This is a genomic window from Flavobacterium sp. (assembly GCF_043722275.1).
GTDB lineage: Bacteria > Bacteroidota > Bacteroidia > Flavobacteriales > Flavobacteriaceae > Flavobacterium.
Map to the genome: position 1 here is coordinate 21953 of NZ_JAYSPC010000058.1, position 14170 is coordinate 36122.

Genomic DNA, 14170 nt, shown 5'->3' on the forward strand with positions numbered 1-14170 from the left:
TGCAATGAGAATTGCGGCGCTTTTTTTGTTTAAGTTTTATCAATTTTGACATCAGTAGGTTATTAAAAATCAATAATCATCATTTCTTAAAATGTCCAATTCATTTATGTTTGTCTGGATACCTTGTTCTTTAAATTGTGAATTTAAATTTATTTGTATAACATCTCTTTCTTCTTTCCAATGAATTATAGCTAAAAATGCAATTGTTACCTGGACCTTTAAATCTAAATTATCTTTTTCATTACTATTCCGCCATGTGTCTTTTATTATTGCATTTTCAGGAGTATTAATGTCGATAATAGAAGTATATATATTAAATTCATCATTTATTTTTTTAAGTTTTAAATCATCAATTTCTTTTTTAGTTAATTCTTTGTATTCTATAAATGGTAAATCAGCTTTATTAAGAATGTAGAAAACATCTTCGATTTGAAATTCAGTAGATGAAATTTTTGTCAGTATGCGTGAATATTTTGTTTCAGAAATTATTGTATTAATTTCATAACTAATATTAACACCAATAATTATCGCATTTTTATTGTTACCAATTATCCTATCGATACCAATTAAAATATTTTCTTTATTAAGTAAATATCTTTTTGTTCTAGAAATTAAAAATGAATTAGGAATATATCTATTTATAATATTTTCTGAAATATGGGTAGCAAATATAGAGTCATAATTCATTAGAGGAATATCGTCATCTGTAAATGCGGATTTAGTAATAAGATTAATTTCACCATTTACAGATAATTTTAAATCATTTTCGTCTTCATTATTTTCATTTATATTAAAAATGGTTTTATAATTTTTAAATGCTGTCGATATAATTTTATTTGTACTGGATTCAAAGTTTTCAATTTTATCTTTTGATAGTGGAGCATTTAATTTTTTTTCTCCAATCTTAGATTTTATAAATGTTTTTAAATCAGATATAAATTTTTCAATACGTTCAATGTTTTCAGATGCAATATTTTCAAAGTTCAGTTCAGTTAATAACTTTTTATTAAGTAGAATATCTTTAAGACATTTTTCGAAAAAAGAAACGCTATCAAGCCAATTATTTAATTCTAAAACATCATCTGGAAGATTTGGTTGAGATGTAAAACTTTGATAAACGTAATATTCGTTTAATGAATATTGTCTTATGAAAAGAATAGTCAAATAGCAACAAATCCAATAATTAACTTGTCTCCTTGTGCCTAAGTTATCTAACTCAGGAAAATAATATTTTATATCAATTGGAGTTCTTCTATTTTTAAATTCGTTTCTGAAGTTTTCAAACCATGTAAATATTGTTGTCATTGAGTCGGGCAATAAAACATATTTTGGAGGTAAAGATTGTGTGTATTGAAAAATATATTTTATTGTTTTATATTGATTTCTATATAACAATAATCCACCTAATGCATAATGAAATTCTATAAAATTGTCTCTTTCAATTTCTCTCATTTTGATTTCCTCATGGTTTAGTAATTCATGAAGTTTAAAATTATAATCGGGCTGTATATGTTTTAAACGAAAGTCAAAATATTGATTTACATTTGACCAATACATTTTTATAAATCTCTCATTATCACAAATTATATATAAATTTTGCCATATCCAATTATAAGTTTCTTCAGAAATTGGAATGTTTTCAAAATCTTCACCAAGTAACCATATAGCACTTACAGCTCTATGTTCAATTGCTAGAAGTTTTTTGTTTTGATTATTTAAAAGCTCACTATGTAATTTATTAACCAAAAAATATAAATCAATTGGATAAATTAATGGTTTTAATTTATCATGATTTCTTCTTATTTTTTTAAATTCTTGATAATAAAATTCAAGTAAGGTTTCCTGTAAATGCTCATCTTGTTTTTCTACAGCATAGAATGTTAGTTCATTTATTGCTTTTAAGTAATATCGTTTTATTTCACTATTGTCATTTATTGCATTATATTTTGAAATAATATATTTTAGAAGAGAAGTTGATTTTCCATTATATAAAACAACTTTATCTAACCACATGAAAAAGAAAACAGTTAGAAAAGTAGTAAATAATAAAACAATTATTTTGGCAGAATTGTTCACAAACCAATTGTCAAAACCAAAAGGAGGGGATTCATTAAAAATTAGAAAAAGAAAAGTTATAATTGTGAGGAATAAGGTTAATTTGAAAATTGATATTTCGAAATTTCGCCCCATTAGATTCCGAGAAAATGTTTTTTGAGGAAAATCATTGTTGAATAACACAGACAGATATTCGGAGGAATATTTATCTCCAATGTTTGAAATTTTATCAACGATAATTGGATAAGCGATACCCAAAATTGCAATATCAATTGCAACACAAATTTCAATTATATTTTCTAATATCATATTTTGTAGTTTTTATCAAAAATTAGATTAGGGTAAATAAAATGCTTTAAAAGTTATTATAAACAAGTATAATCACCTGTTTTTCAATATAAATACAGCAACATCCTTTTCGCCTATTTTACGGATTTCCATAACGGATTAATAAATATTTTATATTTAATAGTAAATAAAATAGAAAGTGGTTTGTTTGTATTCAAAAAAAAGAGATCCCAAACGACATCTCTTTTTCTATATATTACGATAAAAAGTATTTTACTTCTCTTTCAACAACTTCTGTAAAAATTCAACTTTTTCTTTTTCAGACTGAACCAAACGTTCAAAAAGTTCAACAACTTTATCAAGCGGATTGAAAGTGCAGTTATAAGCATTTCCGTTAATAACACTTCCATCATTTAATGTATTTCCGATAATATTTAAAACTGCCTCTTCAGAGAAATTTTTAATACCTTCGGCTGTAACGCCAAGAATTTTAGCTATTTCCTGAAGCTTTTCTTCATCTATAGTTTCACTGTTTTCAATAGCCGAAACTGTTTGCTGGCTTAGTCCTAAAGCTTGTGCCAATGCTTCCTGCTTCATATCACGGAGTTCACGAATACGGCTAATTTTTCGCCCTATATGATTTGGTTTTGTTGCTGTGCTCATAGTTCAAAGATATTTAAAATTCCTGAAAAATTATTGGTAAAGTAAAATACAAGATTGTACTGGTTAGTTACTATTTTAATACGTTTCAATGCGGTCCTGCTTGATTGCATTGCATGAAACAAAAATACAATTTTTCGCACAGCTTAAAGTTAAAAGCAAATATAAAAACAATTGGCAATCTCGATCTTCAAATTAAAATGATAATGGGTTAAACCAATAAAATACTGGAGAAATGTTTTAATTGTTTGCTTCTAATAATCAAAACCAACACTTCAACGTTTTTTAAAGTCGTTCACAGGCATTATAAAATAAAAAAGAGAACATAAGGTATCTTTAATCTGTTTTAACTGGAGCAATAACTTTATAAGACTATTATGAAAACGAATTGGAGATTTTTTATAGTAATTACTTTTGTTTTTTCTTTAAACGGTTTTGGTCAGAATACAAATCCAACTCTTGCCGTTGCATCAAATGATAATCCAACTTCGGGATATCTAAACATTTTAAAAGATGATCGCATAATAGTCGCTTATTATGTTGAAGAAACCATTAATATGACTTTCGGCAAAAGAGTAACTAAATACGAAGTTTCAAAATTAGACATGGTTTATACAAATGATCTGGGACCAAATAATACCAGAGTCGTAATCCCAATTTACCGAAAAGAAAAAGTAAAACCAAATGAATTAAATTTGCAATCAAAAACTATAGTTGAAGATATTGCCACGACAATTGAACCGGTAAAAGTCGAAGTAATTGCTCCGGCAGAATCTCCAAAATATTTAAATATTGATGTAGTAAGTACTTACGCAAAAGTTTTAGACAAAGGCTACAGAACCGAAGAAATGCTCATAAAAGTTGCCGACAGAGCTTATTTTGACGGTGATCTCGCTACAGCCGCTAAATACTACGAAGAACTCTTTGCCATGAAGTCAGATTTAGACACGATGTATTACTTCCGTTACGCCCAATCCCTAAAAGGCATCAACCAAACCCAGAAAGCCGAAGAAGCAATGCTTTTGTTTGAAAGTAAAAATATAGGTAATAATGTAATGAAGCACAATAAAGTGGTGAGGAACTGATTTAAAGAAAGTGAAAATGGTTTCAGCTATTCTTGAATTGTGGAGCTGTTTTTGGATTCTTTTGATCTTTGCCTAAAGCTATATTTCTTTCGTAACCCCCGACTTGTTTTTTTACTTCAGGCATCGCTTTTTTCATCTGTCTTAATGCAGAATTTACGCGTTCTTCAGTATTCGAAACATCTAAGGGTTTATCAGCTGCTTTAAAGTCGATAATTTCTATTAATGAAATTTCCAGAGCAGTTTCAAGTTTGCTTATGGTTTCAAAAGTTAAATTTTGCTGTCCCTTAAGAATCTTGTTTACTTGTTGTGCTGAAACATTCATTTTTTGAGCCAGATCTTTTTGAGATAATCCTTTTTGTTTTAATGCTTCTAAAACATTTATAGCGACTTTTGCTGATTTGTCCAGCCAGCTTTTATTGGCTCTGTAATATTCTAACTTTGAAAGAAAATTAGAAGGTTCATTGCTTACTAATTTTTCAAACTTGTCTAATCTGTCGTTTAGTTCCATATCTTAAATTTCATAAACTTCAAAATTATCCTGATCTAGAATTCCTTCTTCCTTCAGGTAGTATTTAATGTCGTCTAGTTTCTGTTTTTCTTTTAGTAAATGAGGTCTTTCGTTCATCGTGCCTACTAATTTTATTGCTCCACCAGTAACAATAAATGTGTTTGGGCCAATTTTAATTGCATATATACGCAACCATCTTTTTTGAATTTTTGTTTTAGACTTAACTTGTTGAAGTGGTTTTTGGATGTAATCCAGATCTCGTAAAGGCATAAATGCTGTCGATAGATTATCATTGCCTCTATTTGTTCCTGAAATTGCCAAACGTTCGAGTTTAGTAAATAAATATTCTGCTTCTATTCGAGTGTAATTGATAGCTTCAGATATACTGATCACTTTTTCATAATAACCACTATTTAAATCGTCTTGATGTAATGTAAAAAAATCATTTAGATATTCAGAATTTAATAACCATTGTTCTATACACTTTGTCACTTCATCTTCCTGCTCATTATCTAAATGAATAGAAAACAATCCTTCTCGCTTATTTTGTTGAACAAATATAGGAACTATTTTCATTAAATCAACTTATAGGTTTATATTTTTAATAAAGTGTTTGATTTTTAGTGTTTTATAAAGGTTTTAAGAAGGAATAGGGCAAAAAAAATACCACTTACAATTTGTAAGTGGTATTTAATAAGCTCCCTCTCTTGGGCTCGAACCAAGGACCCTCTGATTAACAGTCAGATGCTCTAACCAACTGAGCTAAGAAGGAATCACCTTAAAGGTAAATATGTTTGCTAAAAAAAGTTGCTCCCCCTCTTGGGCTCGAACCAAGGACCCTCTGATTAACAGTCAGATGCTCTAACCAACTGAGCTAAGGAGGAAGTTGTTGCTCTTTTTAGCGAGTGCAAATATAGAGGATTTTTTAGTTTCTCAAAAATATTTTCACACTTTTTATAATTTTTTTTTACTTGCCTACAATTGCCTTGTAAATATCATTTCCGTTAGCAAACAGTAGTAGTGCTATAAGTAAAACAAAGCCAACCATTTGTGCGTTCTCTAGGAATTTATCACTTGGTTTTCTGCCACTAATTATTTCGTATAATAAAAACATCACATGACCACCATCAAGCGCCGGAATTGGCAATAAATTCATAACTCCAAGCATAATTGACAATAAAGCGGTGATTGACCAGAAAACTTCCCAGCTCCAAGAACTAGGGAAAATGTTAAAAATCGCTGCAAAACCACCTACTTGTTTGTACGCTTTTGTTTCAGGATTAAAAATCATTTTAAGCTGTTTTCCGTAACCTACTAATTGATCTTTACCTTTTGTCAATCCAACAGGGATTGATTCAAAGAAACTGTAGTTTTTAGTACTTACTTTATAGTATCCTAGTTTTTCTAAAGATTCGATACTTAAGCCACCAACAGTAACACCTAATTTTCCTGCATTAGAAACTTTAACTGTAACAGGCACTTGTTTTAAATCACGTAAAACAACAGCAGGAATAGTTTTTCCTTCATTGCTTTCTAGGATTGTTTTAACCTGATCATAATATTTTGCTTCCTGACCGTTAAGGCTAATAAATAAATCTTTTGGTTTTAAAGCTGTATTTCCAGATTCAGGAGTTACACTAGATACAGCAAAAGGCATTCTCATGTCTACAAGAGGAGCTTTTTTCTGTTTTGATAACTGATCAACAAAATCAGTAGGCATTTTTATGGTTTGTTGTTGTCCGTTTCTTTCAATTACAACCTCTTTTGCCATGATAATTTTCATGTTGATATCGTTGTCGAAATTTTCGATTTTTTGTCCGTCAACAGCTAAAAATTTATCTCCGGTTTTAAAACCAGCTTTAATCATAACAGGACTTTCAACTAAAACACCATCTTTTAAATCAGCATTCGCCACATATGTATCGCCGTAAGCAAACGCCATACCTATATATATGATAAAAGCCAAAATAAAGTTTACCGTAACTCCGCCTAACATGATAATCAAACGTTGCCACGCTGGTTTAGAACGAAATTCCCACGGTTGAGGTGGTAAAGCCATTTGTTCTTTGTCCATGCTTTCGTCGATCATTCCGGAGATTTTTACATAACCTCCAAGTGGCAACCAGCCAATTCCGTATTCTGTTTCGCCAATTTTCTTTTTTAATAGAGAATATTTAACATCAAAAAATAAGTAAAATTTTTCGACTCTTGTTTTAAATAATTTTGCGGGGATAAAATGCCCTAATTCGTGAAGAATAATAAGTAAAGATAAACTCAATAGAAATTGAGAGAGTTTGATAACTATATCCATTTTGTATTTTTAGTTCGTAATTTTTAACGCACAAAAGTAACGTTTCTATTTTAATTTGATAGTGCAATATAATACATAAGGTTTTAAATGTTTGTTAATTAATAAACATTTAGATTTCTCCTTTTATCAAGAAGCTTTAACTTTACTTTTTCAAACACTATTGTACTCAATAAGTAGTGTCAAATCATTAAAAGTTACAATATGGCCTCAATATTATTTTCTCCGCTTACTATAAAAAAAATCACTTTAAAAAACAGAATCGTATTTCGCCTATGTGTCAATATTCGGCAATTGACGGATTTGCAAACGATTGGCATTTAGTTCACTTAGGAAGTCGCGCCAGCGGTGGAGCAGGTTTAATTATTCAGGAAGCAACAGCAGTTTCTCCCGAAGCCAGAATTTCTCCTTCGGACTTAGGAATCTGGAAAGATGAACACATCGAAAAACTAAAAACGATCAACGAATTTATAGTTTCTCAAAATTCAGTTCCCGGAATTCAGTTAGCACATGCAGGACGAAAAGCCAGTGTTTCGATTCCGTGGGAAGGCAATAAAAAGTTAGATATCGCTCAAGGCGGATGGCAAACGGTTTCTGCAAGCGCGATTCCGTATCACGATAATGAACCATTTTTACCGGAAGCTTTAGACAAAAACGGAATCCAAAAAGTAATTTCAGATTTTAAAGCAGCTACAAAAAGAGCAGTTCAAGCCGGATATAAAGTGATGGAAATTCACGGTGCACATGGCTATTTACTACACCAGTTTTTATCTCCATTAACCAATATCAGAACCGATGAATATGGAGGAAGTTTCGAAAATAGAATCCGTTTTACTTTAGAAATTGTAGAAGCTGTACAAGAAGAATGGCCTTCGGATTTACCTTTATTTGTTCGAATCTCGGCTACAGATTGGGCAGAAGGCGGATGGAATCCTGAAGAATCCGTAAAACTATCGGCTATTTTAAAAGAAAAAGGAGTAGATTTAATTGACGTTTCATCAGGCGGATTAGTTTCTCATCAAAAAATAGAAATAAAACCAGGTTATCAGGTTTCATTTGCCGAAAAAATCAAAAAAGAAGCTTCAGTTCTAACAGGAGCCGTTGGCTTAATTACCGAAGCCCATCAAGCCGAAACCATTCTGGAAAATAATCAGGCCGATTTAATTTTATTCGCCAGAGAATCTTTAAGAAACCCAAATTTACCTTTAACTTTTGCAAAAGAATTAAACGACGATATTCAATGGCCAAAACAATATGAACGAGCTAAAATTTAATATTTTTGCCACAGATTACACAAATTCAAATGATTAAAAAAAAGTTTGCCACGAATTTCACGAATTTACGCTAATTTTTACGCAATTTGGGTTTAATTTAATTTGTGAAAATTTGTGAAATTCGTGGCGAAAAAAAAATCTGTGGCAAAGAACCAAACACAATAAAAAATGCAAAAAATAAAAACAGCACTATTATCATACGGAATGTCGGGGAAAGTTTTTCACGCTCCGTTTTTAAATATACATCAGGGATTTGAATTATTAGGATCTTGGGAAAGAAGCAAAAAATTAATTCAAAACGATTATCCAACCGTAAAAAGTTACCCAACAATCGATGATTTATTAGCAGACGATGTTGATTTGGTAATCGTAAATACCCCAGTTGGTACACATTATGAATATGCAAAAAAAGTATTGCTTGCAGGAAAACACGCCGTAGTCGAAAAAGCATTTACTACAACTGTGGCTGAAGCCGAAGAATTAGCAGCAATTGCAAAAGAAAAAGGATTGAAATTAGCCGTTTTCCAAAACAGAAGATGGGACAGTGATTTTAAAACCGTTCAAAAAGTAATTACCGAAGGAACTTTAGGAGATTTAGTTGAAGCCGAATTTCATTTTGACAGATACAATCCGTTATTAAGTCCAAAAGCACATAAAGAAACCGTTAATGACGGAGCCGGAATCCTGAAAGATTTAGGTCCGCATTTAATCGATCAGGCAGTTTGTTTGTTTGGTTCGCCAAAATCTGTTTTTGCAGATATTCGTTATACCAGAGAAAATTCTTTAGTCGATGATTGGATCGATTTATTATTGATTTATGAAGACTTCAGAGTACGATTAAAAGCCAGTTTTTTTGTCAGAGAAGCAAATCCTGCCTATACAATTCATGGTAAAAAAGGATCTTTTTTAAAACCTCGCGGAGATGTTCAGGAAGATGAATTAAAACTCGGCAAAAAACCAAACTTAGATTCCTGGGGAACAGAATCAGAATCCCTGCAAGGACTTTTACACACAGAAATCGACGGAAAAGAAATTAAAGAAAAAATTCCAACGCTTCAGGGAAATTATTTCTCCTTTTTTGATGGTGTTTATGAAGCAATCGCCAATAATAAATTAGAACCGGTTACAGCACAAGACGGTGTAAAAGTAATGCAGATTATTGAAGCTGCAATTGCAAGCAACGCCCAAAGAACCGTCATTAATTTACAGTAAATTTTGCCCAGATTTATTTGCCCACGGATTTTACGGATTAAACGGATTTACACAGATCTTTTTAAATCCTAAATCTGTAGTAAAAAAATAAATATCCTGATATATATTGTAGAGGCGTACAGCAGTGCGTCTCTTTTTTTGCGTACCAATGCCAATATATTTAGCAGATAAAACGAATTAATACAGTTTTTTAATCATTTTTAATCCTTTAATCTGTGGCAAAAACAGAACAATCTAATAAATACCTGAGACGCACTGCTGTGCGCCTCTACAAAAAACTTTGTCCCTTTGCACCTCAGAACCTCTGTCCCTTTTTAAAAAATTTATAAACATATAACGTTATAATTTTAGGAACCAGTAGGGTTTTATAGTCTATAAAGTTGCTTTTTATTACTTTTATAGTATCAAACCTAAAATGCATTTATTTTGATAGAATTCAATCCATTATCGCTATTCCAAACCAAAGGGAAAATCAAGAAAGTTTACAGAGAAGCAAAAGCTTCTTATTTAAACCGGATTCGCATTGCTGTAGGAATGTTTTATTTTGGAATGGGATTAAGTTTTGCAACTTGGGCAAGTAGAATTCCGGACATTAAAACCGCTTTGCATTTAACCGAAGGAGATTTAGGTTCCATACTTTTTGCATTGCCAATGGGACAATTAATCATTATGCCCTTTTCAGGAAAAATGGTAACTAAATTTGGCAGTCACAGAATCCTTGTTTTTTCATTAATAATGTACGTTTTATGTCTGGCAAATTTAGGTTTGGCGACATCTGCATTGCAATTATCACTGGGATTATTTCTATTTGGTATTTTCGGAAATTTAGCCAACATCGCCGTAAATACACAAGGAGTTTATACCGAAGTACTTTTTAAAAAAACAATTATGTCCTCTTTTCACGGCATGTGGAGTTTTGCGGGATTTACCGGAGCCTTGGTTGGTTTAGGAATGCTGACTTTAAAGCTGACACCACTTCATCACTTTTTAATTGTTGGCGGAATTGTGTTGTTAATGGTAGCTTTTAATTTTAAATTTTTGGTCAAAGCCAAAGAAAAAATAAAACATATATCTGCCGAAAAGAAAAAGTTATTTACAAAACCGGACAGTACATTAATCTGGCTTGGAGTCATAGGATTTTGCAGCATGGCGAGCGAAGGCGTAATGTTTGACTGGAGCGGAGTTTACTTTAAAGATATTGTAAAAGCGCCCGGAGCTTTAGTAATTTTAGGATATACATCCTTTATGATTATGATGGCAAGCGGAAGATTTTTGGGTGATGGTTTAATCAATAAATTTGGTCGTGAACGCGTCATGCAAATTAGCGGAGTAATGATTTCTGCCGGACTTTTTACAGCAGTTTTTCTTCCTTATATTATACCGTGTACAATTGCTTTTATGGCAGTTGGTTTAGGCGTTGCAACAATTGTTCCTACCGTTTATAGTATGGCAGGAAAAAATCCAACCGTTCCGCCAGGAGAAGCCTTAACTATTGTTTCCAGCGTTAGTTTCCTTGGTTTCCTGATGGGGCCGCCCGTAATTGGTCATGTTGCAGAGAATTTCGGACTTCAGTTTTCTTTTGCTTTTATCGGAATCTTTGGTGTTCTGATTGCCTTTATGGTTTCTAAAATTAGAACTACAACATAAATTATTTACCCAAAGATTTAACGGAAACCAGATAAACACAGATTAATATTTTGATTTAGTGTAACAATAAGTTTTAATTATATTAAAATTAACAAGAATTTACTTTGTTAATATTTTTTGTCTATATTTGATTTTCGAATCCATTTAATTATTTGATTCTGAAATTTACCAATGTCTTCCAAAGACCAATTTTATCTTTTGATGTAAGAATCGAATTGTTTTGAAACACAAAACAATTCTTTCTGAAAACTAATTATCAAAGTAAATTGGGCTCTCCATGGGAAAAAATTACATGCTGTTTTTTATTTTATTGTCTTTCGGGATTTCTTTTGCACAACACGAAACTATTTATTCAGGAATAGTGATTGACGCAAAAACGCAAAGTCCTATTGAAAATGTTGTAGTAAGTATTCAAAATTCTTCTGTTACACAACTCACAACTTCACAAGGAAAATTTGAATTGCATTCTTCCATAAAAGGAGAACAATTATTATTGCTCCACAGTCAGGGTTATAAAGATTTGCTTCTAAAAATAAATTCAAATCCAGAACAAACCGTCAATCTTGGAATATTACAATTAGAAGATAATTTTTTAGACAGTGCTCCGGCAACTTTAATCACATTATTAGACAGCGATTTATCCGATGATAATAGCTCATCTGAAATGACTTCAGGACTTTTACAATCTTCAAAAGATGCTTTTATGCAAGCCTCAGCTTTCAATTGGGGACAAGCGCGATTTAGAGTTCGCGGGTTAGACAGCGAAAACGGAACCATGATGCTTAATGGCATGGTCATGAACAAAATTTACGACGGAAGACCACAATGGAGTAATTGGGGAGGTTTAAATGATGTGCTCAGAAACCAGGAATTTTCTGTTGGAGCAGCGGCTTCAAATTTTTCTTTTGGAGGAATATTAGGAACGCAGCAAATTTCGACCAGAGCTTCAACGTACAGAAAAGGAACAAGACTTTCATTTTCCGGAAGTAATACAACTTATAATTGGCGCGCCATTGGCACTTATGCTTCAGGTATGAATTCTTCAGGATGGGCATATGCAATTTCGGCGGGAAAACGTCTTGCAAATGAAGGTTATTTTGAAGGAACCACTTTTGATGCCGAATCTTTTTTTATAAGTATCGAAAAAAAATTAAGTAATAAACATTCGCTAAATTTTACAGGATTTTATACGCCAAGTTCCCGCGGAAAAAATTCAGCCAATACGGATGAAGTGATCCAATTAACCAATGAAAAATACAATTCGTATTGGGGTTTTCAGAATGGAGAAAAGCGAAATGCACGGGTAAAAAATGTCGAAGAACCGTTATTAATGCTCAATCATTATTTTAAAATAAATGAAAAAACAAACTTAAATTCCAGTGTAATGTATCAATTTGGGAAAGTTGGTAATAGTACGATCGATTATCAAAATGCAAATAGTCCGGATCCCACTTATTATCGAAAATTGCCAAGTTATTACACTTCATTATATGGAAAAGATCAGGGAGAATTTTCGGGAGATTTTACTCCGGATTATATAAGTGCAGACAAAAATAAAACACTATTTCTCGAAAATCCTCAAATCAACTGGGACGAATTGTATCAGGCAAATCAGAAAGCAATAGTAAATTCTGAAGGAAACATTATAGGTTACAAACCATCAAAAAGTCATTATGTTTTGTATGAAGACAGAACAGATGACAAAACATTTGCGGCCAATTCAAACCTGAATATTCAAATAACAGACAATAGTACTTTTGATGGCGGAATCACCTTTCGGAATTTGAAATCACATCAATTTCAATCTCTTTTGGATTTACTTGGAGGAGAATATTTTGAAGATATCGATGCTTTTTATAGCGGAGATCAGGCGCAATCTGATTTGCAAAATCCAAATCGTCAGGTAAAAAAAGGAGATATTTACGGCTATAATTATAATTTTTTAGCCACTACAATTGATGCTTTTACACAGTTTAAATTCAACTATAACAAAATTGATTTTTATTTAGGGCAATCGTATTCGGTTTCCAATTATCAAAGGGACGGATTATATCAAAACGGAATTTATCCAACATCTTCTCTTGGTAAAAGCCAAAAAGTAAATTTTGAAAACTTTGGTTTCAAAGGTGGATTCACTTATAAAATTTCGGGGAAACAATTGCTATTTTTTAACGGAATGCATCTTACAAGAGCGCCTTCACTCAGGAATACCTTTTCAAATTCCCGTTTGAATAATTCAGTTGTTGACGGTGTTGAAAATGAAAATATCACAAGTGCCGAAGCGAATTATATTTTCCGTTCACCAAAGCTTAAAATTCGAACAACGGTTTATTATACTTTAATAAAAAACACTACAAAAACTTCCTTTTTCTACGCCGAAGGAATTTTTGACAGAGGCGCAAGCTACAATAATACAGATGCTTTTGTAAGTCAGACTTTAACGCATTTGGACAAAAAGAATATTGGCGCAGAACTAAGTTTTGAATACCAAATTTCATCCACATTAAAAAGTACATTGTCTGCTGCTTATGGCAATTATACCTTTAATAGTAATCCAAATGTTTCGATAACAAATGATGCCAATGCTGCAAAAGGAGATGCACAAACGACATTTGATTTTGGAGAATCCTATCTCAAAAACTATAAACAATCCGGTATGCCACAACAAGCATATTCAATAGGATTAGAATATAGAGATCCAAAATATTGGTGGTTAGGAGCAAATATAAATTATCTCACAGAAAGTTATATTGATGTTTCGCCCATTGCCAGAACGGCGAGGTTTTATAAAAATCCAATAAGCGGTTTGGTTTTTCCTGAGGCAACAGAGCAACGCGCATCGGCTTTATTAAAACAAGAAAAGTTTGATCCCATTTCATTGTTAAATATTACCGGAGGCAAATCCTGGCGTTTGTCCGGAAAGTATATGGGACTTTTTGCCAGCGTAAGTAATGTCTTTGATCTCAATTATAAAACAGGAGGTTTTGAACAAGCACGAAATGCCAATTTCAGAGCGCTTAATCAAGATGTTTCAAGTGGAACACCATCATTTGGTCCTAAATATTTTTACGGATACGGACGAACTTATTTCGTGAATCTTGCCATTAGTTTATAATTTTTAAAACACATTTGA

The 14170-nt window shown here is 32.0% G+C and carries 9 protein-coding genes, 2 tRNA genes and 1 pseudogene; 5 read left to right on the top strand and 7 right to left on the bottom strand.

What is annotated here, in order from left to right; all coding sequences use genetic code 11:
* Positions 1-69: 69 nt before the first annotated feature.
* Entirely contained in the window at positions 70-2364 is a 2295-nt protein-coding gene (locus ACHZDT_RS07635; RefSeq protein WP_394774035.1) for a hypothetical protein, read from the bottom strand.
* A gap of 252 nt (positions 2365-2616) precedes the next feature.
* Positions 2617-3006: a helix-turn-helix domain-containing protein gene (locus tag ACHZDT_RS07640; protein ID WP_394774036.1), complete on the bottom strand. Its 390-nt coding sequence runs from the start codon at positions 3004-3006 to the stop codon at positions 2617-2619.
* 374 nt (positions 3007-3380) lie between these two features.
* Between ACHZDT_RS07640 and ACHZDT_RS07645 the strand changes: the two genes are divergently transcribed.
* Complete coding sequence (locus ACHZDT_RS07645; RefSeq protein ID WP_394774038.1) at positions 3381-4088, top strand: hypothetical protein; 708 nt, start codon at positions 3381-3383, stop codon at positions 4086-4088.
* Positions 4089-4110: 22 nt separating this feature from the next.
* Here the strand turns inward: ACHZDT_RS07645 and ACHZDT_RS07650 are convergent, their stop codons facing one another.
* From ACHZDT_RS07650 to rseP, 5 genes are all read right to left on the bottom strand, one after another.
* Positions 4111-4596: a multiprotein-bridging factor 1 family protein gene (locus tag ACHZDT_RS07650; protein WP_394774039.1), complete on the bottom strand. Its 486-nt coding sequence runs from the start codon at positions 4594-4596 to the stop codon at positions 4111-4113.
* A 3-nt stretch (positions 4597-4599) separates the two neighbouring features.
* A complete protein-coding gene (locus ACHZDT_RS07655; RefSeq protein ID WP_394774040.1) occupies positions 4600-5172 on the bottom strand; it encodes a hypothetical protein in 573 nt (190 codons plus the stop codon).
* Positions 5173-5294: 122 nt separating this feature from the next.
* Positions 5295-5368, bottom strand: a tRNA-Asn gene (locus ACHZDT_RS07660).
* Positions 5369-5406: 38 nt separating this feature from the next.
* A tRNA-Asn gene (locus tag ACHZDT_RS07665) sits at positions 5407-5480 on the bottom strand.
* An 83-nt stretch (positions 5481-5563) separates the two neighbouring features.
* Positions 5564-6907, bottom strand: a complete 1344-nt coding sequence (gene rseP / locus ACHZDT_RS07670) for an RIP metalloprotease RseP (protein WP_394774041.1) — start codon at positions 6905-6907, stop codon at positions 5564-5566.
* A 201-nt stretch (positions 6908-7108) separates the two neighbouring features.
* Here rseP and ACHZDT_RS07675 point away from each other — a divergent pair.
* The 4 genes and pseudogenes from ACHZDT_RS07675 (at position 7109) to ACHZDT_RS07690 (ending at position 14152) form a co-directional block, all read left to right on the top strand.
* Positions 7109-8178 (top strand): annotated as a pseudogene (locus ACHZDT_RS07675) (NADH:flavin oxidoreductase/NADH oxidase).
* Between the two features lie 168 nt (positions 8179-8346).
* Positions 8347-9390, top strand: coding sequence for a Gfo/Idh/MocA family oxidoreductase (locus ACHZDT_RS07680; RefSeq protein WP_394774042.1), 1044 nt, complete (start codon positions 8347-8349; stop codon positions 9388-9390).
* A 426-nt stretch (positions 9391-9816) separates the two neighbouring features.
* Positions 9817-11037 (top strand): MFS transporter, encoded by a 1221-nt coding sequence (locus ACHZDT_RS07685; protein WP_394774043.1) that lies wholly within the window; start codon positions 9817-9819, stop codon positions 11035-11037.
* 277 nt (positions 11038-11314) lie between these two features.
* Positions 11315-14152, top strand: coding sequence for a carboxypeptidase-like regulatory domain-containing protein (locus tag ACHZDT_RS07690; RefSeq protein WP_394774044.1), 2838 nt, complete (start codon positions 11315-11317; stop codon positions 14150-14152).
* Positions 14153-14170: the final 18 nt, after the last annotated feature.